The sequence below is a fragment of the Psychrobacter sp. YGAH215 genome (genome assembly GCF_007280595.1).
GTDB lineage: Bacteria > Pseudomonadota > Gammaproteobacteria > Pseudomonadales > Moraxellaceae > Psychrobacter > Psychrobacter faecalis.
This window is the reverse complement of the sequence record NZ_VKLR01000007.1, coordinates 140,014-166,707: the sequence shown is the minus strand read 5'-3', so window position 1 is coordinate 166,707 and position 26,694 is coordinate 140,014. Positions and strand designations below refer to the sequence as shown.

Annotated in this window: 23 protein-coding genes and 2 tRNA genes; 16 read left to right on the top strand and 9 right to left on the bottom strand. The window is 43.3% G+C overall.

What is annotated here, in order from left to right; translation table 11 throughout:
• Positions 1 to 90: 90 nt before the first annotated feature.
• Positions 91 to 1,770 (bottom strand): DNA repair protein RecN, encoded by a 1,680-nt coding sequence (recN, locus tag FOR85_RS04295; RefSeq protein WP_144296862.1) that lies wholly within the window; start codon positions 1,768 to 1,770, stop codon positions 91 to 93.
• 545 nt (positions 1,771 to 2,315) lie between these two features.
• On the opposite strand from recN, the gene FOR85_RS04290 reads away from it, so the two are divergent.
• Positions 2,316 to 2,651, top strand: a complete 336-nt coding sequence (locus tag FOR85_RS04290) for a pyrimidine/purine nucleoside phosphorylase (RefSeq protein ID WP_068407914.1) — start codon at positions 2,316 to 2,318, stop codon at positions 2,649 to 2,651.
• A 365-nt stretch (positions 2,652 to 3,016) separates the two neighbouring features.
• Entirely contained in the window at positions 3,017 to 3,787 is a 771-nt protein-coding gene (gene rlmB, locus FOR85_RS04285) for a 23S rRNA (guanosine(2251)-2'-O)-methyltransferase RlmB (RefSeq protein WP_144296861.1), read from the top strand.
• Here rlmB and coaE read toward each other — a convergent pair.
• From coaE to pilB, 4 genes are all read right to left on the bottom strand, one after another.
• Positions 3,750 to 4,439 (bottom strand): dephospho-CoA kinase, encoded by a 690-nt coding sequence (gene coaE, locus FOR85_RS04280; protein ID WP_144296860.1) that lies wholly within the window; start codon positions 4,437 to 4,439, stop codon positions 3,750 to 3,752. The two genes, rlmB and coaE, sit on opposite strands and share 38 nt — an antisense overlap.
• A 116-nt stretch (positions 4,440 to 4,555) precedes the next feature.
• On the bottom strand, positions 4,556 to 5,455 hold the full coding sequence (locus FOR85_RS04275; protein WP_144296859.1) for an A24 family peptidase: 900 nt from the start codon (positions 5,453 to 5,455) through the stop codon (positions 4,556 to 4,558).
• A 25-nt stretch (positions 5,456 to 5,480) separates the two neighbouring features.
• On the bottom strand, positions 5,481 to 6,704 hold the full coding sequence (locus FOR85_RS04270; protein WP_144296858.1) for a type II secretion system F family protein: 1,224 nt from the start codon (positions 6,702 to 6,704) through the stop codon (positions 5,481 to 5,483).
• Between the two features lie 209 nt (positions 6,705 to 6,913).
• On the bottom strand, positions 6,914 to 8,623 hold the full coding sequence (gene pilB, locus FOR85_RS04265) for a type IV-A pilus assembly ATPase PilB (protein WP_144296857.1): 1,710 nt from the start codon (positions 8,621 to 8,623) through the stop codon (positions 6,914 to 6,916).
• Positions 8,624 to 9,019: 396 nt separating this feature from the next.
• Between pilB and tpiA the strand changes: the two genes are divergently transcribed.
• From tpiA to pnp, 14 genes are all read left to right on the top strand, one after another.
• A complete protein-coding gene (tpiA, locus tag FOR85_RS04260) occupies positions 9,020 to 9,820 on the top strand; it encodes a triose-phosphate isomerase (RefSeq protein WP_144296856.1) in 801 nt (266 codons plus the stop codon).
• 266 nt (positions 9,821 to 10,086) lie between these two features.
• On the top strand, positions 10,087 to 10,395 hold the full coding sequence (gene secG / locus FOR85_RS04255) for a preprotein translocase subunit SecG (protein ID WP_025652589.1): 309 nt from the start codon (positions 10,087 to 10,089) through the stop codon (positions 10,393 to 10,395).
• A 197-nt stretch (positions 10,396 to 10,592) separates the two neighbouring features.
• Positions 10,593 to 10,677: transfer RNA gene (locus FOR85_RS04250), tRNA-Leu, on the top strand.
• Positions 10,678 to 10,829: 152 nt separating this feature from the next.
• Positions 10,830 to 10,906 (top strand) — tRNA-Met (locus FOR85_RS04245).
• A 534-nt stretch (positions 10,907 to 11,440) separates the two neighbouring features.
• Positions 11,441 to 11,941: a ribosome maturation factor RimP gene (gene rimP / locus FOR85_RS04240; protein WP_068407904.1), complete on the top strand. Its 501-nt coding sequence runs from the start codon at positions 11,441 to 11,443 to the stop codon at positions 11,939 to 11,941.
• 129 nt (positions 11,942 to 12,070) lie between these two features.
• Positions 12,071 to 13,555 (top strand): transcription termination factor NusA, encoded by a 1,485-nt coding sequence (nusA, locus tag FOR85_RS04235; RefSeq protein WP_068407903.1) that lies wholly within the window; start codon positions 12,071 to 12,073, stop codon positions 13,553 to 13,555.
• 164 nt (positions 13,556 to 13,719) lie between these two features.
• Positions 13,720 to 16,446 carry a translation initiation factor IF-2 gene (gene infB / locus FOR85_RS04230; RefSeq protein WP_068407901.1) on the top strand — a complete coding sequence of 909 codons (2,727 nt, stop codon included), beginning with the start codon at positions 13,720 to 13,722 and terminating at the stop codon, positions 16,444 to 16,446.
• Positions 16,447 to 16,600: 154 nt separating this feature from the next.
• A complete protein-coding gene (locus FOR85_RS04225; protein ID WP_068407899.1) occupies positions 16,601 to 17,005 on the top strand; it encodes a ribosome-binding factor A in 405 nt (134 codons plus the stop codon).
• An 8-nt stretch (positions 17,006 to 17,013) separates the two neighbouring features.
• Positions 17,014 to 18,075, top strand: coding sequence for a tRNA pseudouridine(55) synthase TruB (gene truB / locus FOR85_RS04220; RefSeq protein ID WP_144296855.1), 1,062 nt, complete (start codon positions 17,014 to 17,016; stop codon positions 18,073 to 18,075).
• 352 nt (positions 18,076 to 18,427) lie between these two features.
• The gene (locus tag FOR85_RS04215; protein ID WP_068407895.1) at positions 18,428 to 18,952 is read left to right on the top strand and encodes a type 1 glutamine amidotransferase domain-containing protein; all 525 of its coding nucleotides are present in this window, start codon (positions 18,428 to 18,430) and stop codon (positions 18,950 to 18,952) included.
• Between the two features lie 130 nt (positions 18,953 to 19,082).
• Complete coding sequence (locus FOR85_RS12610) at positions 19,083 to 19,244, top strand: hypothetical protein (protein WP_190295493.1); 162 nt, start codon at positions 19,083 to 19,085, stop codon at positions 19,242 to 19,244.
• 77 nt (positions 19,245 to 19,321) lie between these two features.
• A complete protein-coding gene (locus FOR85_RS04210; RefSeq protein WP_144296854.1) occupies positions 19,322 to 19,501 on the top strand; it encodes a hypothetical protein in 180 nt (59 codons plus the stop codon).
• Positions 19,502 to 19,799: 298 nt separating this feature from the next.
• Positions 19,800 to 20,066, top strand: coding sequence for a 30S ribosomal protein S15 (gene rpsO, locus FOR85_RS04205; protein ID WP_068407892.1), 267 nt, complete (start codon positions 19,800 to 19,802; stop codon positions 20,064 to 20,066).
• A 638-nt stretch (positions 20,067 to 20,704) separates the two neighbouring features.
• A complete protein-coding gene (pnp, locus tag FOR85_RS04200) occupies positions 20,705 to 22,807 on the top strand; it encodes a polyribonucleotide nucleotidyltransferase (RefSeq protein WP_144296853.1) in 2,103 nt (700 codons plus the stop codon).
• Between the two features lie 121 nt (positions 22,808 to 22,928).
• Here the strand turns inward: pnp and FOR85_RS04195 are convergent, their stop codons facing one another.
• From FOR85_RS04195 to FOR85_RS04180, 4 genes are all read right to left on the bottom strand, one after another.
• Entirely contained in the window at positions 22,929 to 23,507 is a 579-nt protein-coding gene (locus FOR85_RS04195) for a hypothetical protein (RefSeq protein ID WP_144296852.1), read from the bottom strand.
• 30 nt (positions 23,508 to 23,537) lie between these two features.
• A complete protein-coding gene (locus FOR85_RS04190; RefSeq protein WP_144296851.1) occupies positions 23,538 to 24,059 on the bottom strand; it encodes a hypothetical protein in 522 nt (173 codons plus the stop codon).
• Positions 24,060 to 24,180: 121 nt separating this feature from the next.
• On the bottom strand, positions 24,181 to 24,438 hold the full coding sequence (locus tag FOR85_RS04185; protein ID WP_144296850.1) for a YheV family putative metal-binding protein: 258 nt from the start codon (positions 24,436 to 24,438) through the stop codon (positions 24,181 to 24,183).
• The gene (locus FOR85_RS04180; protein ID WP_144296849.1) at positions 24,439 to 26,619 is read right to left on the bottom strand and encodes a M3 family metallopeptidase; all 2,181 of its coding nucleotides are present in this window, start codon (positions 26,617 to 26,619) and stop codon (positions 24,439 to 24,441) included.
• Between the last annotated feature and the right edge of the window lie 75 nt (positions 26,620 to 26,694).

Sequence of the window (26,694 nt, the reverse complement as noted above, 5' to 3'; positions counted from 1 at the left end):
TTTAGCGATTATTTGTGAGTAATTTGCTATTAATCATTTAGCTGCCAACCATTTCATAACCATCAATCAATAGCCATCAATCAATAATCATTATTTAACATCGCTTAATAAGCTACGCGCATGGTCACGGGTGACATCCGTGATGGTCACCCCGCCAGACATACGGGCCAGCTCATCGACTTGCGCGCTATCGGTTAAGATTAATAGCTCGCTTTCGGTTTGCTCATCATGATGTTTTTGTACCAAGATATGCTGATGCGCTTGCGCCGCAACTTGCGCTTGGTGGGTAATGGCCAATAACTGCTGCGTCTGCCCAAGCGCGCGTAACAGCTCACCAACCACTTGCGCCGTACCGCCACTGATACCAACATCCACTTCATCAAAGACGAGCATTGGCTTGGCAGCATTATTATTAGCATTGGTCGCTTGCAGAACTTGCATGACCAGTGCCATCCGCGACAGCTCACCACCTGAGGCAATTTTATGTAGTGGCTGCATCGGCATACCGACGTTGGCGCTAAACAACAAATCGATATCATAGCAGCCCTGACCATTATACTGGCTAGGATCGGTCTTTTTGGTAAAGACAAACTCGCAGCGCGCATTTGGCAGGGCAAGCGGTTGTAATTGCGCAATCAGCTGTTTACTGACTTTTGGCGCCGCTTTTGAGCGCTGTTTATTAAGCTCAGTGGCAAGTGACAAATACGCTTGCCACGCTTGCTCGATTTGCGCTGCCATCGCATCGCTACTTGGCTCGTTTTCTAACTGTTCTAATTGCGCTTGCCACTGCTTTGCTTCATCAATCAAATCGCTTGCGGGCAGGCCATGCTTACGCGACAAGCGGTGCCCAAGACTGATTAAGCTATCGAGTGTTTGCAAGCGCTCAGGGTCGGGTAATTGCTGTTCCGCATAATCCGATAGCAAGCCTGTGACCTCAGTGATTTGCTGCTGCGCCAAATGCAACTGTTCGGACGCCTGCTCAAAGGTTTGACTGACGCTCATTTGATTGTCGCAAAGCTTAATCGCTTGCCCGAGCAAGGTCATGACATCGGGCTCATCGGTGTCATTATCGAGCAGGTGTAAACCGTGACTGGCCTCCGTCATCAACGCTTCGATATTAGACAGCTCTTCGTGCTCCGCTTCAACTTCTGCATAATCAACTGCGAGTAGCGGCGCAATGTCAGCAAGCTGGCTTTGCAACAATTGAATGCGATCTTGACGCTGAGCTTCGCGGCTGGCGATATCATCAGCGCGGCGTTTGAGCTGCTGATAAGCTTGATAGCTGCTGGCCGTTTGTACAGCAAGTGGCGTGATTTGTGCCATCTCGTCAAGCCATTGCACCACAAATTGTGGCTTTAGTAAGGCTTGCTGAGCATGTTGACTATGAATGTTTACCAATAAAGCGCCCAAGCTTTTTAATTCCGCTAAGCTGACCGGCGTGCCATTTAACCAGGCTTTAGAGCGCCCTGTATTACTAAGCTGACGGCGAATCAGGACTTCAGGTTCTTCTAAAGAGCGCTCGTTTTTTGCAAACCATTCTGCCACGACGTCATTATTTTCTACATCAAACTGCGCATAGATATCAGCATACGCCGCGCCGTGCCTGACCATGGCACTATCAGCGCGCTCGCCTACGCACAAAGACAGCGCATCTAGTAATAATGACTTGCCAGCACCTGTCTCACCGGTGATGACATTGAAGCCTTCAGCCATGCTCAGCTCGTGCTGAGCAATCAATGCAAACTGCTGTAAAGTTAATGATACGAGCATCAATGCCTCTCATGGCAGACAATAAATATCAGCAATTAGGCTGATTTTTAGGTCTACAATAGGATAAATAAAGAAAAACAGCTTTGGTAAATGGTGCTAATAAGATAAAGACAATTGGCAAATATTATGGTGGCAAAAGGTAGGAAATACAAATTTTAAAGGTAAGCAAAGCTAGGTATTCATTTAACAATAAGCACAACTTTCCTAGTGGCTGTAACAAACTTTATAGATATAATGTGGTAGCATAATCTCACATAATGATAAACTCTTACCACCAGATTTTCATACAATCTGCTATCTATGATGTTTCTAGTAAAAGACGAGAAGTGAGTTCATGCTAGACAAAGTAAGCGTTTCATCATTACTTTTCATAGTGTATTCTCTATGCGAGTCTTTATTTGGTTAACAGTTATATCGAGCTAAATATAGAGTAAATCGTCAAAAAGTTGTAATAGAACTGTCAGTTAAGCGATGAGTTATTCTGCTATTTAGTTTTTCAATTTGGTCTTTTAGTTTGGCAATAATTATTTGATAAGGAAGCCACTATGACAGCGGCGCAATTTACCAATGTAACAGTCAATGCTCAAGCCACGATATCCTACGATGGTCGTTGCTCAAGCCATACCATTATGTTTGAGGACGGTCGCCATAAAACGCTCGGGGTTATTTTGCCTTGCGACAATTTGGTTGAGCACTATCACTTTAGCACCAATACTTCGGAGCGCATCGAAATCATCAGCGGTGAGTGTGAGGTCAAAATAAACGGTGAGGAAGAATTTAGTTACTACCGCGCAGGACAGTCATTCGTGGTCGAAGGCAATAGTGGTTTTAATTTGCGCACAGAAGAAATCGTGCAGTATATCTGTCATTTAGAAGGTTAAGCTGGCTAAAAAATCATACGATTAAAGGTGTCAAAAGACAACTTGCCCCACCTTTAAATAAACAAGTTAAAAGAAATAAACCTTATGCGAAGGTTTATTTCTTTTTTTTGGCAATTATTTTAATAATTTTTCGTTTCGCCACGCGTTAATTGCTACAATTATCGTTATATAGGCAGTCCGCTACAAAATGAACATAGAGCTACTGGCATTCATTTTGCGCAGCCTCTGTCTGCGTAGGCATAGCAAGCGAGGAAAATGAATACCAGTAGCGCGTTATCATATTTGTACTGATTTTATTTAGAACTGACTATACTTCCTATTTTTTATCGCCGTACGCGATACCACTTTTATATTGTAGATTCCCTATGGCAAAACCCAGCTATTTTTATGGCATTCACGCGATTGAAGCCTTACTCGAATACCGCCCGCTTGATGGACTCAGTTTATTTGTCCAACAAGGACGTGAGAGCGACAGCCACGTACAAGCGATTATGGCGCAAGCACGTGATAATGGTATTAGTATTCAACCGACACAAAAAGATAAGCTTACTCAGCTGTGCGGCAGCCCGCAACATCAAGGCGTGGTGCTTAATGCGCGTCCGTTAGGGTTCGCTGACGAAGGTTTATTGGATACCATTGCTAAGCGTGAGCAGTGCCTATTATTGGTGCTTGACCAAATTACCGACGCGCATAACTTTGGTGCGTGTTTACGTACCGCAGTGGCCATGGGCGTTGATGCCGTTATTTGCCCCAAACACCATGCGGCAAGCCTGACGCCAACCGTTGCGAAAGTATCGGTAGGGGCTGCCGAGATGATGCCTATCGTTAGTGTGACCAATTTGGCTCGTACGTTAAGCAAGATTAAAAATGCTGGCGTCTTTGTGTTTGGCACCGCATTAAATGCAGAAGCAAAGCCAATACATGCCGCTGATATGACGGGCAAAACCGCGATTATTATGGGATCAGAGGGCGAAGGTATGCGCCGCCTGACAATGGAGAGCTGCGATGAGCTGGTTTATATTCCGATGTCAGGCAACGAGCATGGTAACTTGCAAAGCTTAAATGTGAGTGTGGCGACCGGTATGGTGCTCTATGAGATTAATCGGCAGCGAACTTTAGCTGCTGGGCAAGCGTAAGATAGTTTTGATGTAATGGCTCAAGCTGTAAATATAACGCCGCAAGATCGCTTTCGTTAAGCACCACATCATCTGCATGACGATTACGCTCTTCGCGGCTGAGCTGATTAATCATGATGGCTTTAATCTTTTGTACGCTTTGCTCATCGCGCTGGCTGGCACGCGCAAGCTGGGTTTCCTCGGTAGCATCCATCACCAGTATACGCTGGCATAAGTTGGCAAGCCCTGCTTCTGCGCCTTCAATGAGCAAAGGTGCTGAGAGCACAACATATGGTGACGTACTGGCTGCTAGTTGCAATTTTGCCGCTTCGCGTATCGCTGGATGGGTGATGGCTTCAAGCTCAATTAAGGCTTCAGGATGGGTGAAGACATGAGTACGCACGGCAGCGCGATCCATTTCACCGTCAGCATTTAATACCCAATCACCAAATTTTCTTTTGATTTTGCGTAAAGTGGCGCTGCCTTTAGCGACCACTTGATGAGCAATCACATCTGCATCAATAATATCAATCCCTTGCTGCGCGAACCAATCGCTTGCCGCCGACTTGCCGCTGCCGATACCGCCGGTCAAGCCGACAACTAACGTCTTGCTTTTGGATTGGGGCGACTGTGGCTGATAGGAATAAGATGAAGATGAGGCATAATTTGACATAGTAATGACTTATTTAACCGATAGAAGAGGGAGGCTACAATATACCAATAGCCCATTCTAGCAGGTTAAAGCGCATTTTTGAGAAATTGCGCGTCTACTTGCGTCAGTATAGGGGTTTAAGCGTACATTCCTAGATACCAATTGACGATATCTGGGCCGTATAATAATGCAATGATACCGGCAATCGCGATATAAGGACCAAAGGCAAAAGGGCGGCTTTCCCCTTGTTTTTTCATCAAAATAATCCCAACGATAGAACCAAGCAGTGACGACAGTAAGATAATTAACGGCAACATCGTAGGCCCAAGCCAAGCACCCAATACTGCCAGTAATTTAAAATCGCCTTGTCCCATGCCGTGTTTTTTCGTAATGAGATAAAAGATTTTTACCACCACCCACAAAGATAAAAAACCAAGTAAAAGTCCCCAGATTGACTGCGTAGGTGAGACAAACCAACCTTGCGAATTTACCGCCAATCCTAAGCCCGCCAATGGAAAGGTTAGGCGATCTGGCAATAGCTGAGTATCAAAATCAATACCCGTTAAAGCAACCAGCGTCCAGACTAAAATTAATGCTGATAATCCAGCGGCGCTGACGCCAAACTGATAAATGACCAACATAGATAGCAGAGCAGTTACCAGCTCAACAATAGGATAACGCAGTCCGATAGCAGCTTTACAGTCTGAGCAGCGCCCGCGTAATATAAGCCAGCTTATTAAAGGGATGTTTTCATACCACTTTATTTTATGGGCGCAGTGCGGACAGCGTGAAGCAGGTGTGCTTAGTGTGATGGGAGTATCAGCAGCGACGATATCTGATAATGGTCGCGTATGTTCAGGTGGCATGTCTGCTTGCTCAGCCATAAACTGGCTACATTCTTGCCGCCACGCCGCTACCATCATGTGCGGTGTCCGATGAATCACCACATTTAAAAAGCTGCCAACACAAAGACCAAGTAGACCAAATACGACTAAGGCAAGAGTCATATTTTCTTGTAATAATTGAATAAATTGCATGAAATCGTTTTCCTTGCAGTGGCTGTTAGCCTACCACTGCGCCCATTTGGAAGATTGGTAAATACATGGCAATCACTAAGCCGCCAACCAACACACCGAGCACCGCCATAATTAACGGCTCCATTAAGCTGGTCAAACCATCGACGGCGTTATCGACTTCATTTTCGTAATAGACCGCAACTTTATCGAGCATCTCTTCTAAGCTACCTGATTCTTCCCCGATACCAACCATTTGAATCGCCATACTTGGGAATAAGTTGGTTGAGCGTATCGAAAATTGCAATTGCTGACCGGTTGAAACATCGTTTTTTATTTGCTGAATGGCGTTATAAAAGACCACGTTATTTGCAGCGCCAGCGGTAGAATCTAAAGCATCAATGAGGGGTACACCAGCAGCAAAGGTGGTCGATAATGTACGCGCAAAGCGAGCGATAACCGCTTGATAAGCGATGTTGCCAAATATCGGTGCTTTTAATACCGCCCGATCTAAGAAGTCACGGAACTTCTTAGAGCGTTTTTTAGCTTCTGAAAAGCCAATGACGGCGCCACCAATCAGTACGATTAAAATAAACCACCAAGATTGCATCCATTCTGACATCCCTACTACCATCTGAGTAAACGCAGGTAGTTCGGCACCAAATGAACCAAATAAATCGGCAAATACAGGAACAACTTTAACCAGTAGGATAATAGTGACGATAATGGCAACGACAATAACGGCGATAGGATATTTCATCGCCTTTTTAATTTTGGCTTTTAACAGCTCACTTTTTTCTTTATAGGTTGCAACGCGCTCTAGCATGGTCTCTAACGAACCGGACTGCTCGCCAGAGTCTACAAGAGAACAAAACAGATCGTCGAAATAACGCGGATGTTTACGCAATGCCGAAGCAAAAGTGCCGCCCGCTTCGATATCGGCTTTTATTTGTAAGACCAAATCTTTCATGCTCGGGTTATCAAGAGAGTCAGCAACAATCTCAAAGGATTGGGTTAACGGCACGCCAGCTTTCATCATAGTGGCCAACTGCCGGGCAAAAATAGCAATATCAATCGGTTTAATAGACTTTTTAAAAGTGTATAAAGGCTTGGGTTTTTTCTTGATACCTTTGACAGTGATACCTTGTTTGCGCAAAGTGGCTTTCGCCAACTCCAAGCTACGACTGGTGGTTTCGCCTTTGACTTTTTGTCCGCGCCGGTTTACTCCATCATAGACAAAGTCTAATAGCATGTCGGTTTTAGCTTTTGCCATGTTGATACCCTCAAGATTCATCTAATAAAGATGTTATAAACCGATAAAAGTATGTCAAATTTAATACCTCATTTCGGCATACTTCATTTCTATAAGAAAAGCCAGTATATATCTGTTTTATATTTAAGTACATCTGTTAGATAACATTGCTAGTTTATAAGTATAAAGGTTTAAAATCACGAATTAGAATTTTAATTTTGCAACGGTTGCTATTCAGAAGTCACGCGCATCATTTCCTGAATACTGGTTACCCCTTGCAGTACCTTTAAAATACCCGAGCGGCGTAAATCTCTAAAGCCGTTTTTAAGGGCAGCATCTTTGATATCTATGGCGTTACCATCTTCCATAATGATACGTGAAATATCGGGACTGACTTTCATGACTTCATAAATACCGACACGGCCTTTGTAGCCTTCACGACATTCATTACAGCCAATAGGTTCATAAATGAGGTTATCTGGATTGTCTAAATCAGCATCGGTAAAACCAAGCTCAAGCAGGCTTTGCCGTGGTATATTGATGGGTTTTTTACAATTTTTGCATAAGCGCCGAGCTAGTCGCTGAGCGATAACTAAGTTGACTGAGGTGGCAATATTAAATGAGGCAACACCCATATTGCGCAAACGCGTTAAGGTTTCAGGGGCAGAGTTGGTATGCAGGGTAGAGAGTACCATGTGTCCTGTTTGTGCTGCTTTAATCGCAATCTCAGCCGTTTCAAGGTCACGAATCTCACCGACCATGACGATATCAGGATCTTGACGTAAGAATGATTTAAGCGCATTGGCAAAGGTTAAACCGACTTTCGGGTTAACGTTGACCTGATTGATACCTTCAAGGTTAATCTCGACAGGGTCTTCTGCCGTTGAGATATTGGTCTCGCCAGTATTTAAAATATTAATACCCGTATAGAGCGAGACGGTTTTACCAGAACCAGTAGGACCTGTAATCAGCAGCATGCCTTGCGGTTTATGTAAGGCTTCTAAAAACATCTCTTTTTGGTCGGGCTCATAGCCTAAAGCTTCAATACCAAGCATGGCTGAGGACGGATCCAAAATACGCAAAACCAGCTTTTCGCCAAACAAGGTAGGTAGGGAGTTTACGCGGAAATCAATGGCTTTATCTTTCGAGATTTTAAGCTTGATACGGCCATCTTGCGGTATACGGCGCTCAGAGATGTCCATCTGTGACATGACTTTTAGACGCGCGGCAATTTTACCCGCAAGCTGTACCGGCGGACTGGCCATTTTTTGCATGACGCCATCGACACGAAAGCGTACGCGATAGGTTTTCTCATAAGGCTCAAAATGTAAGTCTGAGGCACCCATACGAATGGCGTCAACCAACATTTTATTGACAAATTTTACAACTGGCGCTTCATCAACGCCGTCGCTGAGTTTGGTTTCGCCTTCATCTTCTTCGCTTTCATTAAAGCCAATATTTAAATCGCTGTCAGAAAAGCTATCAAAACTTTGCATGGTATCAGCGTACAGATTCTCAATATGCTTTTTGAGCTTATCTTCTTCAACGACGATCGTTTCGACAGACAGGCGCGAGTTAAAGGCAATAGCGTCGATGGCATCGATACGGGTCGGGTCACTCAATGCCACAAATAAGCGTTGCCCGCGTTTAAACAGTGGTAACGCATTAAACTTACGTACGATTTTTTCATCAACCAAGTCTTTTGGAATGACGTCTGAGCTTAGGGCATCAAGATCAAACAAAGGATCACCAAACGCTTGTGATAGCATCTGAGCGACCTGATAAGCATTAGCCAACTTATTGTCAACCAAATAAGGCACCAATCCGATTTGCTGCTGTTGCGACTCTGTTTGCGCGGTTTTCATATGTGCTTCGCTGACGATACCTTCGCTAATCAACTGCTGCGCTAAACCACCGTACTTACTGGCTGTGATAGACATTAAGACCTCTCTATGCGTGATACCAAATGGGCTGTATTTTTTACCAAAACCAAAGCATCTACTATATATAACACCAGTAGTTTATTTATAATCGTTACATTGATTAGTAACATTTATTCTAAAAACAACTGATTGATTGCCTTGGTTTTATTTTTTATAAATAGAATGATATAGGAATTTTTTAGAGTTAAAAGACTTTATATAGCGTATAAGATAGTTAATCTGCAAAAAATGTTGGTTTGATAAATACTTATTTAAAATAATTTTATGCAAAATCGGTTCCAATGCTAAGCACCTCATACTATAGCAACGCACTATAGCACTTGGGAAATATTTGTTATACTTGCGCGCATATGAGCCATATTGGCAGCAATACATAAGATAAGGTAAATGGGTATGCAAGCTTGGGTAATTGGGAATTGGAAGCAGAATCCAGCAACGAGCCATGACGTCAAGGCGCTACTAGATGACTTATTAACGGCTGTTAGCACAAAAGAGCAGGCGGATATCGATAACTGTCAATTGATGGTCGCCCCGAGTTTGATTCATTTAACCGCTGTCAGTGAGCGTCTAAAAGGTAGTTCAATACTGAGCGCCGCTCAAGATATAAGCGCCTATAGTCCCAGTACTGGCGCTTATACTGGTGATTGTTCAGCGCAGCAAATTGATGATGCGGGCGCAACATGGACGATACTGGGACACTCTGAGCGCCGTCAGTATCATCAAGAATCTCATGACTGTTTATTGCAAAAAATGACTCACGCCCTCGCGCAAAACTTAGGCGTCATATTTTGCATTGGCGAAACCCAAGCGCAGTATGATGCCAAAGAAACGCTGGCAGTCATTGATGCGCAATTAGCGGTGATTAAAGATTTACTTGCGCAAAATCCTGAACTTGCTACAGATTTGTCAGAGCGTTTAATCATCGCTTATGAGCCAGTTTGGGCAATTGGTACGGGCAAAGTACCAACCGTCGCTGAAGTAAGTGCGACACATCAACATATTAAGCAAACCCTTGCGAGATTCAATGGCGAATTAGATAACATAACGGTTTTATATGGTGGTAGCGTCAATGCTGACAATGCCGACAGTTTTGCTGCTGATAGCATGATTGATGGGGCATTGGTTGGCGGCGCATCGCTAAAAGCAGAAAGTTTTTTAGCGATTGCTAAGGCTTTTGGCGGCAATAAAGCGTAGTCGTATTCAGTAAAATTACAATTTAATCCATATTGAACAATGACTTTGCTCAAAAAATGTCTTTCGCAGTTGGCAAAAGTGGCTTTAACAGTGCCCTTGCAATCGTGTACAATGCGCCTTATTTAGATAATTGCTTTATTTACACAACTGGTTTGGCGTTATTGGCGATATTAGATGTCAATCGTTAAACGCCAGTTATTTACATTATTTAATCCTACGATTTATTTTACGTTATCAGTCGTCATTACGCGGCAAAAGAGGCCACCATGTTTACGTTTATATTAGCCCTGCACATTATCGTGGCAATTGCCATGATTGGCTTGATTTTGATACAGCATGGTAAAGGGGCAGACGCCGGAGCTTCTTTTGGAGCGGGTTCATCGGGTACCGTATTTGGCGCCGCCGGCACTGCAAACTTTTTGACGCGTGCCACTGCAGTATTAACGGTGATATTTTTTATCACCAGTATGACGCTTGCCGTACATGCACGTAAACAAGCAGAAGACCAGTTTCGTTTAGATGCGCCAGTATCAGCGCCGCAAACGCCACGCCCGCTGACACAAAATCCTCAGTAACTATATTTACGTTAAAGTCTGTCTTAATTTTTTGACAGATAATTTTAACCGTTATCTTTTAATGCAGGCAGTACTTGCTATTTTAAGACGTTAGATTTACAATGCTTCTCTGTTTTTAGCCGTCTTTAACTTTCGTTGCCTTCCTTATGCATCGGTTATAAAATGTTAAAGCTCAAAAACAGAGTAGTAAGAAAAATGCGATTGTGGTGGAATTGGTAGACACGCCATCTTGAGGGGGTGGTGGCGCAAGCTGTGGGGGTTCAAGTCCCCCCAATCGCACCAAGCTTTATGTGTATGATGTTTTACTTAAACGTTATTGTACTCAAACATTATAGAAAGCAGGGTTCATCGTCATTAATGCTTAATTTGATTGTTATCTAAAACAAGTATTGACAGCCCTATAAAACCTCTCTATAATATGCGTTCTAGATTGATGCGGGGTGGAGCAGTCTGGTAGCTCGTCGGGCTCATAACCCGAAGGTCGTTGGTTCAAATCCAGCCCCCGCTACCACTTTTTATACTGATGTTTTGTACACTAAATTTGTCAGTAACGATTAGCCCACCATTATGTTTGTGGGTTTTTTTGTATCTGATGGTCGGTGTTATCGCGATATCTGTCCTACTTATGCTAAGCTCTATTTCTATAGAGTACGATGCTATTCGTTATCCATCGTCATTCGCCGCGATGCTTGTTAAGCGTACTATCCTTTACTTCTCATACCTTTACCGATAGTTCTGCTTTATACATAATAAAAGCATTGTCTGGTTGAGCTTGATGTTTTCTAGGCTCATCCTTATATAAAAGCACGAGTTATAAAACATCTTATTTATATAGTGACGCGTTTAAGCGTTAAGAACAATGTAGGTTTATAAGTTAAGGCGCGAATTGTCTTAATTTGACGGCAGCCAGTTTTTATAAAAGTTAATTATTAACAATAAATATTGTTATCGATAAACAACAAAGTGCTATCAATACAAGCTTTACGATATAGAATACAGTTTGCTTAGTACGATAGTTACGTGGATAAGAAAAGATAAATAGATTATGAAGCTTTCGACAAAAGTTACAGAACTGACCAATATTATTGCGCCTGCGGTAGCGGCTTGTGATGTGGCGCTGTGGGGTATTGAATTTGCGCCACAAGGTCGTCGCTCGTTGTTACGCATTTATATTGAGGCATTGCCAGAAGACCAAGCCCAAGATAAGCAAGTGACTATCGAGGACTGCGCCGCGGTAAATCATCAAGTGAGCGGTATTCTTGAGGTTCATGACCCGATTGCTGGCGAATATATTTTAGAAGTATCGTCGCCAGGTTTTGATCGTGCCTTTTTCTCAGATGAGCAAATGCGTGATTATGTCGGTCAAACCGTCAGCTTACGCTTGATTCAAGCGATTGGTGAAGGGGATAAAAAACGCCGCAAAGCAACTGGTACTTTAGACAGTATTGATGATACTTCTTTAAAGCTAACCGCCACTGATGGTGAGCAGTTTGAGATTGCATTAAGCAATATTGACAAAGCCAACTTGATTTATGAAGATGCTTAGTTTAAAAACAGTAGCTTGATAAATGAATATTTTACTCTCCAAACAGCCTTTGGCTTACGGTGAAAATATAACGTCAACACATTAACGATAAAGTTTAAGTCAATTATAAAACGATAGGACAGGTATAGCATGAGTCGTGAAATCTTAACGGTAGTAGAAACTGTCAGTAATGAAAAGGGCTTAAATCCTGAAGACATCTTTGAAGCAATCGAAGATGCTTTGGTGGTATCCACGAAGAAAAAAGTCTATACCGATCAGCCAGAAGTAGCGGTACGGGTTGCTATTGACCGTGCGACGGGCGATTATGATACTTATCGTTATTGGACAGTGGTTGCAGATGAAGACCATGAGATGCCTGCGTGTCAGCTGGCGATTACCGATCTTGACCAAGACGAATGGTCAATTGGTGATATCAAAGAAGAGCAGATCGAATCGATTGAATTTGGTCGTATTGCTGCGACGCAAGCCAAGCAAGTTATCATTCAAAAAATCCGTGAAGCAGAGCGCAATTTAGTAGCCGACGCTTTTGAGCCACGTATTGGCGAGATGATGTATGGCGAAGTTAAAAAACAAACGCGCGATGGTTATATCATTGATTTAGGTGATAACGCTGAAGGCTATTTATCACGTGATCAGATGCTACCTCGTGAACAATTGCGCCCAAAATCTCGTATCAATGCCATTTTGTACCATGTTAACCGCGAAAACCGCGGCGCTCAATTGTTACTATCACGCACGCATCCTGAAATGCTCTCAGCATTGATGCAAAAAGAAGTGCCTGAAATTGCTGAACAAATTATTGAAATTCGTAATGTCGCGCGCTTGCCGGGCACGCGTGCTAAAATAGCAGTTAAAACCAACGATCATCGTATTGATCCCGTTGGCGCTTGTATTGGTATGCGTGGTACGCGTATCCAAGCGGTACAGCAAGAGCTTGATGGCGAGCGTATCGATGTGGTGGTTTGGTCAGATGATCCAGCCCAATTTATCATCAGTGCGCTAGAGCCAGCGGACGTCAGCAGTATCATCTTAGATGAAGACACGCAAACGGCGGATATTATCTTTAGCACCAATGATCAATTGGCGCGGGCGATCGGCTCACAAGGTCAAAACGTGCGTTTAGCGTCTGAATTAACCGGCTATAAGCTCAATATGATGTTAGAGGAAGAGTATCAGCAACGTCAAGAAAACGAAAGCAAGGCCTTTATCGAATTATTTTATGAGCGTTTAGAGGTCGATAAAGATCTTGCCCAAGCGCTGGTTGATATTGGTTTTACCAGTATTGAAGAAGTCGCTTATGTGCCAGTCGAAACCTTTTATGATATCGAAGGCCTAGACGATGAAGCGATTGACATGATTCAAGAGCGTGCCAAAGAAGTGGTCATTGCCGATGAATTGGTCAAACAACAGAACATGAAAGAGCCAAGTCAAGAGCTACAAGATCTTGAAGGAATGACGGTCAGTTGGGCTTATAAAATGGCACAAAAAGACATTATTACCGTGGATGACTTGGCAGAACAAGCCGTCTTCGATCTAGAAGATATCGAAGGTTTAGATAGTGAAACCGCAGGAAAACTCATCATGAAAGCTCGGGAATCTTGGTTCAATGAATAAGCGGTAACTGCATATCGCTGTCTTTTAGTGATATGCTATCGATAATAAGGGCTGGTATGACGTAACCCAATCAAATGCGTTACAAATACTAGCCTTAACCCAATCATTTGTAGCCAACAACTGAATTGAACATATAGCAAATAATAGACAGTAGGTGATAATAAATGGCAGATAAGACCGTCAAAGAACTGGCAGATATGGTAGGCAAAACCGCAAGTGCTGTACAACAGCAACTGGTAGATGCTGGACTGCCTGCTCGCGCAGAGGATGACCTAGTCACCGAGCTTGAGCAAGAGAAGTTGGTGACGTATTTAAAGCAAAGTCATGGCCAGCAAGAAAAGCGACGTATTAGCCTGAAATCTAAGACGACCAGCACCGCACGCGTGACCGGCTCTTCAGGTAAATCTAAGAGCGTTAATGTAGAAGTGCGCAAAAAGAAAGTATTCGAGAAGCCTGATCCAGAAAAGATGGCGGAAGAATTGGCAGCGCGCGAACAAGCCATGATTGAAGCACAAGAGCGGGCAACTAAAGAAGCAGAAGAGCGTGCCGCTACTAAGAAAAAGGCGGAAGAACGTCAGGCGGCTACGTTGGCAGCGATGCGTGCAAGCTTAGGTTCGAGCAAGAAGTCAGACGATAAGAATGACGATATCTCAACCTCAGTAGTGGTGAAAAAAGGCGGTAAAGCGGCGGTAGAAGTTAAACCGAAAGAGCAGCCGAAGAAAAAAGTTGCCGCCACAAAACCAAAAGTTGAGACCGCAGCTGAGCGTAAAGCTCGCGAAGCTCGTGAAGTCGAGGAAGCGCGTCTGCGTGAAATCGAAGCAGAAACTCGCCGTGCGCAAGCCGAAGAAGCGCAAAAGCGTACCCTTGAGCAAATGCGTAAAATGGCTGGTAAATATACCGATCAGCCGGCTACTGAAGTGCGTAAAGATGAGCCGTTAGCCGAAGGTTTGGTCGGTGATGCGCTAGAAGAATCGTTTGAAAAAGAACGTCGCGAAATCAAACGCGGCACCAGTAGCACCAGTGCTCGCGGTCGTGGTCGCCGTAAGAATCAAGACGAGCGTGAAATCAAAAACCGTAAAAACGGTTTACGCTCAACGCAAGCCTCACAGCATAAGTTTGAAAAACCAGTCGATAAAATCGTTTACGATGTTGAAATCAGTGAACACATTACGGTTTCTGATTTGGCACAGCGTATGGCGGTTAAAGCTCGCGAAGTGACCAAATTGCTCATGAAAATGGGTGAAATTGCACGCGAGTCCGACACTATTGATCAAGCAACAGCTAGTCTGATTGTTGAAGAAATGGGTCACAACCCAGTACCGGTTAGTGATACCAAGGTCGAAGACGATCTACAAGATGCGGTAGATGAGCGTAGCAGTAACGTGCAAACGCGTCCACCAGTTGTCACTATTATGGGTCACGTTGACCACGGTAAAACATCATTACTCGATAAAATCCGCACAACGAAAGTTGCTACCGGTGAAGCGGGCGGTATTACCCAGCATATCGGTGCTTACCATGTGAAAACCGATCGCGGTGTTATCACTTTCCTTGATACCCCAGGTCACGCCGCCTTTAGTGCCATGCGTTCACGCGGTGCACAGGCAACGGATATCGTTGTCATCGTTGTCGCTGCCGATGATGGTATGATGCCACAAACGGAAGAAGCGATTGATCATGCGCGCGCTGCTGGTACGCCTATCATCGTTGCTATCAACAAAATGGATAAGCCAAGCGCTGATCCTGATCGCGTACTTAATGAACTCACTGCTAAAGAAGTGGTTTCAGAAGAATGGGGCGGCGATACCCCAATGGCACGTATCTCAGCCAAAACGGGTGACGGTATTGATGAGCTACTAGAACTTATCAGTCTACAAGCTGAGCTAATGGAGCTAGAAGCACCGTTAGATGGTGCTGCTCAAGGTGTTGTTATTGAGTCACGACTTGAAAAAGGTCGCGGCCCAGTTGTCAGTGTCCTAGTTAAAAAAGGTACCTTAAAACAGGGCGACTTGGTATTAGCAGGTGAGCATTACGGTAAGGTTCGTGCCATGACAGACGAAAATGGTCAACGAATCAAATCTGCTGGTCCGTCTATCCCTGTAGAGATATTAGGTTTACCTGAAACACCTGCTGCTGGTAGCGAGTTCTTAGTCTTAACCGATGAGAAAAAAGCCCGTGAAGTGGCAGATTTCAGAACCAACCGTGAGCGCGAGCGCCAGCTTGAACGTCAAAATGCGATGCGCTTAGAGAGCATGTTTGATCAGATGGAACAAGGCGATGTGTCATTCTTAAATATCGTCTTAAAAACTGACGTGCGTGGTTCGCTTGAAGCGTTACTTGCGGCTCTAAATGAGTTATCGACGGATGAAGTTAAAGTTCGAGTGATTAGCTCAGGCGTTGGTCCAATCTCTGAATCTGATGTGACATTGGCTGAATCTAGCGAAGCGGTATTGCTCGGTTTCAACGTCCGTGCAGATGCAACCGCACGCCGTAAAGCAGACGCTGCTAAAATGGATATTCGCTACTATAGCGTTATCTATGGTTTGATTGATGATGTCAAAGCGGCGATGAGTGGTATGCTAGCGCCAGAACATCGTGAGAAAATCTTGGGTGTTGCTGAGGTTCGCGAAGTATTCCGTTCTAGTAAGTTTGGTGCTGCTGCCGGTTGTATGGTGGTTGAAGGTACGATTTATCGCAACAAACCTATCCGCGTCTTGCGTGATGACCAAGTTATCTTTACGGGTCAATTGCAATCATTACGTCGTTATAAAGAAGACGTTAATGAAGTACGTACCGGTATGGAGTGTGGTCTAGCGGTTCGTGGTTACGACGTCGAAGCGGGCGATAAAATCGAAGTCTTTGAAATCCAAGAGTTCGCCCGTACTATCTAAAGCAGTCGTTTGACAATTCTTAATATTCAGCTGTACTTAGGCCTAACAGGTACACCCTGCTAGGCCTTTTTTAGCAAATGCTAGTCCTAAAATTTGTTACTAAGCAAACCTACTCATCAATAAAAAATAAGCTACATTAAAGTAAGGTAATAACATGAATCAACGTTTACAACGTTTGGCTGATCAAATTCAGCGTGAGCTTGCGGTTCTTATCCGTGACGAAGTCAATGACCCGCGTTTGACGGGCTTTGTCACTATCTCTAGCGTTAAAGTCAGCCCAGACTTGGGTTATGCTGATATTTATGTCACCATCATGGAGCCTGAGCTTAACGATGCGATGACCAAATCTAGCCACGAAGACAGCATCAAGGTCCTCAATAAAGCGGCGGGTTTTTTGCGTACCGAATTAAGCCACAGTCTAAAAACGCGTACCACACCGCGTTTACGCTTTCATTATGATGAAGTGACGGCGCGTGGCAACTATATGATGGATCTTATCAATAAGGCTGTGACCAAAACTGAGCAAAACGAGTCTGATGAGCAAGAAATTAACGAGTAATAGCTATTATGTCGATCACCTTTACTAACACCTCTACGCCAGCTGCTGCAAAAACGCATAAAACGCCTGAGAAAATCAAAGTCTCGGGCGTAATATTAGTGGATAAGCCGCAAGGTATGACCTCGCAACAAGTAGTGTCAAAGGTGAAGTATTTGTTTAAATCACCCAACCATGACAGTAAAAAAGCTGGTCATACAGGCACACTCGATCCGATGGCAACGGGTTTATTGCCCATTTGCTTAGGTGAGGCCACCAAGTTTAGTCACTATCAACTTGATGCCGATAAAACCTATCAAGCAACCATTCTTTTGGGTAGTCAAACCGATACGGGTGATGCCGACGGGCAGATTGTTGCTGAAGCACTTATTCCACAGTTTGATCATGCCATATTAGAAAACATTGCTCAGCAATTCTTAGGGCCACAGCAGCAAATTCCTCCGATGTATTCGGCGCTAAAAAAAGATGGCAAAAAATTGTATGAATATGCGCGAGCAGGTATTGAGATTGAGCGGCCCGCAAGAGATATTGTCATTAAAGCCATTGATTTAACCGCAATCGATGCGCAACAAATTCAGTTGACAGTGACTTGCTCGAAAGGTACATACGTACGAGTATTGGCAGAAGAAATCGCTAAAACCATTGGCACGCTAGGGCATCTCACCGCTTTACGGCGCCTAAAGGTTGGTAGTTTTAAGATTGATAATGCGATTGGTTTGGCCAATCTAGAAGCGTTGTCGCTTGAGAGTCGCCTAACGTATTTATTGCCCGTTGATGCTTGTATCACCCTTGATACTGAGCTTAGCTTAACGGCCGAGCAGTGCGCCCGTGTCCATATGGGACAGCGCTTAAATGTCACCGAGCAGCTGACGGACGATATACGAAGCTATATTACAACGGCTATCGAACAACAGCATTATGAGAATGACGGTGACAAAGAAGATAGTGAAACCTTATTACCTCGCGAAATGCCCGTAGATATTCGTCTTATAGATGAGCAAGGGCGGTTTATAGGTTTAGGAGCGGTAAGCTTAAACGGGCGCTTACAGCCGAAAAAGCTTATTCAATTGTAGCGTTAATGCTTAAATAAACGGTAGTAACCATAACTGTAATTGGGTAAAACTTACTAAGAGTTTACACTAATCACATATCATCACATTTTATTGCAGGTTTCACCTATAGTGAAACCTGCTTTTTTTGTACCTTAGTTAAGTCAGCTACGGAAAGCGAGACAAGGATATAAAAAATATAAGATAATAAAAATTATAAAAATGGGATTTTATTAAATATTAGAATTATAAAAAAGCAGTATATATAAAAATAAAAAGACATTAACTAATATAAAAAGTATCTGAGATTAATAATAAAAAATGTATTTTAAAAATACTCATACCTAAAGTTGAAATCTAAAGTATAAGGATTATTATGAAAACTATTGCTTTCTTATTACATAATAACTTCGAACAAGCTGAATATGAAGAAGTTAACAACCAATTAAAAGATAAAGGTTATAAAACAGTCCTCATTACGACCAATAAAGACAAAGAAGTCCAAGGCATGCAGCAGGACGTCAATAAGGGTGATACCTTTACTGCAGATATATTTGCTAAAGACGCTAACGTTGCTGATTATGAGGCACTGGTTTTGCCAGGTGGCACGGTGAATGCCGATACCATACGCGGTAACGAAGAAGCGCATAGTATCATTAATGCTATTAACGATGCAGGTAAACCATTAGCGGTCATTTGCCACGCGCCTTGGGTATTGATTAATACGGGCATTGCTAAAGGTAAAACCTTAACAGCTTATCACTCGTTACAGACCGATTTAGAAAATGCGGGCGCAAATTTCGTCGATAAAAGCGTGCAAGTGGACGGCAATCTAATCACCTCACGTAATCCAGATGATATTAACGATTTTGTCGCTGCTATTGATAAAGCGCTATCTTAGATTAATAAGCCAATTAAATTTTATAGATTAACTTAAAAAAAAGCAGCTACTATTTAATAACGATTTATTTATACTGATTTTACGAAATTACCATAACTTTAAAATCATAACTACAAAAAAGGAAATTATTATGTCAAATCCTAATCCGAACGATACCAAGCTTGAGCAACAACGTTCAGAATCAGCAACTGCTGCCCTAAAAGGTCAAACAGAAGATAATCATACGCAAGATACTGAAGCGGCTGCAGACCGTATTGCTGATAATTTAAGAAATGCTAAAGAAGAAAAATAGTTAATCTTATACTTCATTAAATTTACAAATGATTAATAAATTAATTGGTAGGAAGATAATGATAACTAGGAGTATTTATGACCGACTCAAAAGACAACATGGACGCGCAAGAGAAAAAAATTAAACAACAAGCCGAAGATATTAATCCTAAAAAAGATAATATTCCAGATAGTTTAGCGGAAGCAACGACGGCTCCTCTTGAAGATAATGAGCTTGGCGGTAATGCTACGCAGGACGACGTTAAGAAGGATAAATAGTTGCTGAAACGTTAGTCTTATAAATTTAGACCTTAATCAATTTTTCTCTGCAAAAATTGTAAAACTACTATAAAAACTGCTGCTAGTTCAGCAGTTTTTTGTTATAATCGCTGTCACGTTTAATTTTCGCTTTATTCTTAACTAAACGTTCTAATTAATAAGTTTGTCGTACACTAGGTCAACTCTAGTAATGCAGGGTTGTCCTGAATGACGGTTAAACTTTTTATTTTTATTCTATTGTGCCTAGATGCTTTAAATTGAAAGTATCTTAGTACATTTAGCATTGCCGGAGAGATTTATGCTAACCAATTCTGATCGTGAACAAATCATTGCTCAATACCAACGTGGCGAAAACGACACTGGTTCTCCAGAAGTTCAAGTAGCACTATTGAGTGCTCGTATCAACGATTTACAGAACCATTTTAAAGAGCACAAAGCGGACCATCATAGCCGTCGTGGTCTTATCCGTATGGTTAACACGCGCCGTAAACTGCTTGACTACTTAAAAGGTAAAGACCTTGGTCGTTATACCACCCTTATTAGCCAATTAGGTCTACGTCGTTAATTTGGCGACAATAGTACGAGTGGTCGCTAATATAGAATATGCCAGAATGTGGCAAGATTTTAGATTTTTTGCTAAGCCACTTGGTATTTGCTTGCTAAGCTCGATAAAATAGATTTTCTCTAAAGACGGTGTGGAATAGTTTCACGCCGTTTTTTTATGCGTATTTATATGAGTTTGACTGTTAAAAAAATTATGCCTTAGCGGCATACGTTTAATGTGACAAACTCCTATTTTAACCGACTTTTTTATACTGAAATGCTCATAACGGTAATGCGCAAACAGACAGTTTGGCATTTCATTGGTCAATGGCTATAAATCACTGTAAAATAATGCCTTATGAGTTTGAGAGTAGTATTCGCGCTCGATTAATTATTTATAAGGTTTAACTTTATGAGTATTATTTATCAAACAGTGGCCAGCAAAGCAGATTTTAGTCAGCAAATAACGTGAAATCGTTATTTAAATAAATGTATCAAATAAATAGGTAACAAAATTGCTCTAATCGATCCAGTTTCCAATTATGTTAACGTCAATTATTAGCTAATCACGAGTAACCAGTTACCAAGAATTTTTAATGACAGATATCAGCTTTTTATGATGCTGATATCCCTTTCGTCAGTCAATATTAGGAAAATTATATGACAATGTTTAATACCATTAAGCGTGAATTCCAGTACGGCGACCAGCAGGTCGTTATTGAAACGGGCCGTATCGCGCGTCAAGCAAACTCTATTTTGGTTCACATGGGCGGCGTGACTGTCCTAGTAGCGGCAGTAGTAAAGTCGGATGCTAAAGAAGGTCAAAACTTCTTTCCATTGACCGTCAACTATCAAGAAAAAATGTATGCGGCTGGTAAAATTCCAGGTGCATATGGTAAACGTGAAGGCCGTGCCAGCGAAAATGAAACCTTAACGTCGCGTTTGATTGACCGTCCGATTCGTCCGCTATTCCCTGAAGGCTATGTGAACGAAATTCAAATTACGGCGACGGTTGTCTCGTCTGATAAAACTCAGTCGGCAGATATCGCGGCACTCATCGGTGCTTCAGCAGCGCTGGCTATTTCTGATGCACCATTTAATGGCCCGGTAGCAGCAGCGCGTGTTGGCTTTATCAATGGTGAATATGTTCTTAACCCAACGCTTGAGCAGCTCAAAGACAGCGACCTTGACTTGGTGGTTGCGGGTACCAAATCTGCGGTATTGATGGTTGAGTCAGAAGCGAAAGAATTGTCTGAAGACCAAATGTTAGGTGCGGTTTTATACGGTCATGAACAGCAGCAAATCGTCATTGATAATATCGCGTCATTGGCAGAAGAGGTTGGTACCGCTAAGCAGCAATATACCGCGCCTGTTCGCGATCAAGCGTTAGAAACCAGCATGAAAGAGCAGTTTGGTGAGCAAGTGGCTGATGCTTATACTATTACCAATAAGCAAGAGCGCTATAGCAAACTTGACGAAATCAAACAAGCGATCATCGAAGCATTGGCAGGTGACGCCGAAGCAGAAACGTATAACGATACGGTATCTGAATTAAAAGAAATTTATGAAGAGTTAAAATACCGCACCGTTCGTGACAATATCTTGTCAGGTAAGCCGCGTATCGATGGCCGTGATCTTGAAACCGTTCGTGCGCTAGATGTACAAGTAGGCGTATTACCATATACCCATGGTTCAGCACTATTTACTCGCGGTGAAACACAAGCATTAGTAACCACCACGCTTGGTAACACCCGTGATGTAAACATGATTGATTCATTGGCTGGTACGATTCGTGACCATTTCATGTTGCATTATAACTTCCCACATTTCTCAGTTGGTGAAACCGGCCGTGAAGGTGTGCCAAAACGCCGTGAAATTGGTCATGGTCGCCTAGCGCGCCGCGGTGTTGAAGCGATGTTGCCAGATAGCGAACGCTTCCCGTATGTGATTCGTGTAGTATCTGAAATCACCGAATCAAATGGTTCATCTTCAATGGCTTCGGTTTGCGGCGCAAGCTTGGCATTGATGGACGCTGGCGTACCGCTAAAAGCACCAGTTGCGGGTATCGCAATGGGTCTGGTAAAAGAAGGCGAGCGCTTTGCGGTATTGTCTGACATCCTAGGTGATGAAGATCATCTTGGTGATATGGACTTTAAAGTAGCAGGCTCGAAAGACGGTATTACCGCGCTACAGATGGATATTAAAATCGAAGGTATTACCCCAGACATTATGGAGCAAGCGCTTAAGCAAGCCCATGCTGGCCGTATTCATATCCTAGAAGCGATGAATAAAGTACTGCCTGCAAGCCGTACAGAAATCAACGCTCATGCGCCTAACTATGCGGTCATCGAAATCAACCCAGAAAAAATCCGCGATGTGATTGGTAAAGGTGGCGCAACGATTCGTCAGCTAACCGAAGAAACTGGCGCGGTTATCGATATCGATGATGCTGGTACCATTCGTATCTTTGGTGAAAATAAAGCAGCCACCAAAGCGGCTATTGGTAAAATTGAAGCCATCACCGCAGAAGTGGAAGTTGGTAAAACTTATCAAGGTACGGTTGCGCGTATCGTTGACTTCGGTGCTTTCGTTAACGTCTTGCCAAACACCGATGGCCTCGTACATATCTCGCAAATCGCCGATGAGCGCGTAGAAAATGTTTCTGACTATCTAAAAGAAGGTCAAACCGTCAGCGTATTGGTACAAGATGTTGATAACCGTGGTCGTATTAAGCTGACCATGAAAGGTATCGAGCAAAGCTAAGCATCGATATTTGACGCAACTTGACCTAGTCAAGATATAAAAAACCGCTTTGGTTGCTGAGATTAGCAAACAAGGCGGTTTTTTTATGTCTTCAAAAAGGTGAGGATAGGGAGAAAATGATTTATATGCTGATATCTTTAGGAAGGTGGATATCGATACGCAGCTTTGGTAAATCTTGCAAATGCTGGTTGATGAGCGGCAAGATATCGCTATGCCAGTCTAAAGCAATAGACGTTGTCATTTCAGCGTTATCAGCAATATTATTTTGAGCAGAATTTTTTTGCGAATAATGAGCAATAAGCGGGCGCGCTAGCAAGGCAATCCTACGTATACCTTGATAACGGATAAGCGGGATAAGTTGCTGTTGTAAATCGACTAGAGCTGCGCTTAGCCAACTTACCCTCGGAGAATGATAGGGATGATCGGATATCACTAGGTTGGCAATATAACTTGGTTGGCTACCGTTGCTACTGACGCCAAGTCCAGCTTGCTCACGTGCGCGCTTATGCATCAAGCAGCTACCAAGCATTAAGCTACCATCGCGGCAGGCACGAAAGTAATGTTGGTAGTTATCAGGATATAAGTTTTTGCTGCGCGTAAGGATAGGGTCTAACAGAATACCGGCGTTATTCACTGGCAATACCAGCAATTGGGCGCTGCTATTTAAAATAGGGGCGTGAGTAAGTTGTAGACTTGCCATTTATCTATCTGCCCCTTTGTGAAATGAATATTATTCTACTCTGTTTTTCGCGCTTTCAGCAGCTTCTAATTGGGCAATTTGCTCCTCCAGGAGGGCGATTTGCTCTTCTTTCATCTCTGTCAGCTGCTTATTCATTGCCAACTGTTCCGCTGCCAGCTTCTCTTGTTCTGCTAAGCGCTGACGCTCATCTTCTAAGCGATCTATTTCTTCTTTTGCTAAACTATCATTTTCCGGCAAGGGCGCATTTAGAATAGCGTCGGGATCAGGGATTTGGCTGTTTGTACTTATCGAGCTATCGCTATCCAAAGTTAGTTCACCATCATCTAATGAGGTGGTATCTGCTTGCGCAGCGTTATTTTGCTCAATAGACTCGGCAGTAGGTGTTGTGCTTTCGATCGGCGCCTTTTCAGTGTCTAGCGAATTGTTTTTCCAAACCAAGTAGCCAATTAAGAAAACAGCTAGTATGACAATTGGCCACCATTTATTGCGTTGTTTCACTGGTTGTTTTTTTAATGGTTTAACTGATAAAGGCGGTGTTTGTTTTTTAGTCATACAATGGTCGATTTATGTCAAAAATATAAGTAGGCATACTATAGCAAACTCAAAATAAAAAGCCTATCTATTGGTAGATAGGCTAAGTGTTATTAGGACTTGACGATACAGATTTTATGACTTATGGCTTGAATTTGACTGTCCCACTGGTACCAGTCGACATCGCATCACGCGCGATCTGGTCCTCTAAATGGTTTTTAGCACTGATAGTATCGGGATCGGGGCGGCGCTCTGTATGTCCGCACTGCGTACATTCGATGTATTCGTCAGGTTCGGGTGTGACGATATTTACTTGCATCACTGCATCCATCGCCTGACATTTAGGGCAGCGAACGCCTGCTAAAAACCGGCGCTTTGGCGTTGATGATTGATAGCGCATTTAGATGACCTCGCGCGTCGTTTGAACATTGGCTTTAGCAACGTCATTTTTAGCAACGTCATTTTTAGTATTGTCAAAACCACTATGCCGTAGTAAAGCATCGATACTGGCGCTGCGACCTCGGAAGTTCTCAAAATTGGTCTTAGCAGGAAAACTACCACCGACCGATAAAATAGTCTCGCGAAAGGCTTTGCCGGTAGTTGGGTTAAAGATACCTTCTTCTTCAAACTTACTAAACGCATCGGCAGACAATAGCTCCGCCCATTTATACGAGTAATAACCGGCGGCATACCCACCAGCAAAGATATGGCTAAAGCCATTAGCAAAACGGTTGTAATCTGGCGTCTGCACAATCGCAATATCATCGCGCACGGCGTTTAACGTCGCCAAGATACCATCATAATCAAGTGCTGGCGTCTGCGCATGAATCAATAAATCAAAAAGTGCAAACTCGATTTGACGTAAGGTTTGCATGCCGCTTTGGAAGTTTTTGACCGCTAGTAGGGCGGCAAGTTTGTCTTTTGGCAAGGGTTCGCCGCTTTCAACATGGCTACTTATTAAAGCAATCCCTTCGGCATCCCACGCCCAGTTTTCCATAAATTGACTGGGCAATTCGACTGCATCCCACTCAACGCCATTGACACCAGCGACATCACCAACAGTTACTTGGGTTAATAAGTGATGTAAACCATGACCAAACTCGTGGAACAAGGTCAGTACTTCATCGTGAGTCAATAGGCTTGGTTTACCATCGAGGGCAGGGGTGAAGTTGCCGACCATAAAGCAGACCGGTAGCTGCTGATGGTCTTGCTCCGTATAGGTATAACGTGATTGAAAACCGCTCATCCACGCGCCGCCGCGTTTGCCGCTACGAGCAAATAAATCAAAGTAAAAGCCACCAAGCAAGTGATCATCGGCGTCAAATAATTGATAAAAACGTACGTCATCGTGCCAGCGCGACACAGACTCACTGTGCTCTTGTACCTTGATACCGTATAAGCGCTCAACGATCGTAAATAATCCGCTAATCACTTTCGGTAGTGGGAAATAAGGACGTATCTCCTCTTGCGATAAACTAAACTCGCTCTGTTTTACTTTTTCGGCAATATAAGCGCTGTCCCATGGCTGCAAGTCATTAATACCATAAGCCTGCGCATACTTTTGCAACTGCGCTAAGTCTTGCTTAGCGGCTGGGGTTGCTTGCGCGGCTAAATCGCGTAAAAAGGTTTCAACCTCTACAACGCTATCTGCCATTTTGGTCGACAGTGACACTTCAGCATAATTATTAAAGCCTAATAACTTGGCTTTTTGTGCGCGTAATTGTAGGATTTGACTCATGATGTCGGCATTATTAAGCGACTCACCTTTGGCATTGGTATGCTTATCAAACTCAGAAGCGCGGGTCACATAAGCGCGGTAAAGCGTTTCACGCAGATTGCGGTCATCGGCATGGGTCATGACGGCAAGATAAACAGGAATATTTAAGCTTGCCACATAATAAGGCGTCGGCAACGCATCAATTTGTCCTTGGGTAAGCGTACCGCTGGCAAGCTCACGCGCTTTATACTGTTCACCTGCGTCCGCTAATAGCGCCAAACCACTCTCAGTTAACCCTGCTAATTGGCCTTGTTCAAGCGGTAAGGCATACGCCTGAGTAGCATCCAAGATATGGTCTGAGAACGTCGCTGATAAAGTCGACAATTCACTTTGAATAGCAGCAAAGGTTTCTTGTTCAGCTTTGGGTAGCGCAACGCCTGATAGCTCAAAGCTACGCAGCGCAAGCTCAATCGCTCGCGCCCGCGCAGGTTCTAGAGCAGCAAAGAAAGCCTGATCATTGACGATCGTCTGATAGCGACTAAATAGCGGCTGATGCTGACCAACACGCGTGCCATAAGCAGACAGCTTGGGCAACAATTCATGATGGACATGACGAATCTCATCGCTACTCATCACGCTATTAAGATGCGACAAAATTCCCCAACTACGATCCAACGCCAAGTTTATATGGTCAAAGCTCATCACCTCTGCCAACGCCTGCTCAGCGCTAAGCTTGCTATCTGCCGACATCTCATCTAAAAAACGGTTGGCAGCATCGATAGCACTGATGACCTGGCTTTGTAAGGCATCAGGTGTGGTACTGGAAAAATCAACAAGGTGTAGGTCTGGAGCAATAGAGTTCATAAAGAAAGGTATCCAATGTCTGTTAGTCAAGGTCTGTTAGTAATGAATAAATTATTATAATTTAGATAAAGTGCT